The sequence below is a fragment of the Vibrio sp. 1978 genome (genome assembly GCF_033344345.1).
Map to the genome: position 1 here is coordinate 1 of NZ_JAWPOP010000442.1, position 714 is coordinate 714.

The window sequence follows — 714 nt, forward strand, 5'->3', positions numbered from 1 at the left end:
TGGGTATCAATTCCGATTCAATTCAACGCTGGATGCACTATGAAGTTATATCAACATATAGAAACGCTTTGGGATTACATGCAGCTCAAACAGGATTTAAAGCCTGCCGACTGCTTGTTTGTTATGTGCAGTAACGACGTGCGAGTTGCTGAGCACGCCGCTGCGCTTTACCACCAAAAACTCGCACCATTGATTGTGTTCTCCGGTGGTGAAGGCCGTTTTACGGATGGTTTGTTTGAAAAAAGTGAAGCCGAAACATTTGCAGACATCGCGCGTTTAGCTGGCGTACCAAGCGATGCCATCTTAGTAGAAACACGTTCAACCAATAGTGGAGAAAACGTCCGTTTCACCGAGCAGTTATTAAAAGAGAAAGGCATCCAATGCGAATCGATTATTTTAGTGCAAAAGCCATTTATGGAACGCCGCGCCATCGCTACGTTTGAGAAGCAATGGCAATCGCCCTACTCGCAAGTGCAAGTCAGTTCTACCGCTCATCCATTCTTCGAATACATCAACGAAGACATGCCGCTAATGATGGTGTTAGAAGCGCTGATGGAAGATTTTTCCCGCGTCAAAAGCTATCCCGAAAAAGGATTTCAAACTAAGCAAGACATTCCAAAGCAAGTGGATTCATCTTATCAAGTCTTGTTAGAGCGATTCAGTTTTGATCTCGTCTGAATGAAAACAACTGTAAATTAACTCGTTTTAAAGAAA

1 protein-coding gene is annotated in these 714 nt (G+C 43.4%); it reads left to right on the top strand.

Translation table 11 applies throughout. From position 1 onward, the window contains the following. The first annotated feature begins 39 nt into the window (after positions 1-39). Positions 40-678 carry a YdcF family protein gene (locus R8N49_RS27125; RefSeq protein ID WP_065771117.1) on the top strand — a complete coding sequence of 213 codons (639 nt, stop codon included), beginning with the start codon at positions 40-42 and terminating at the stop codon, positions 676-678. Positions 679-714: the final 36 nt, after the last annotated feature.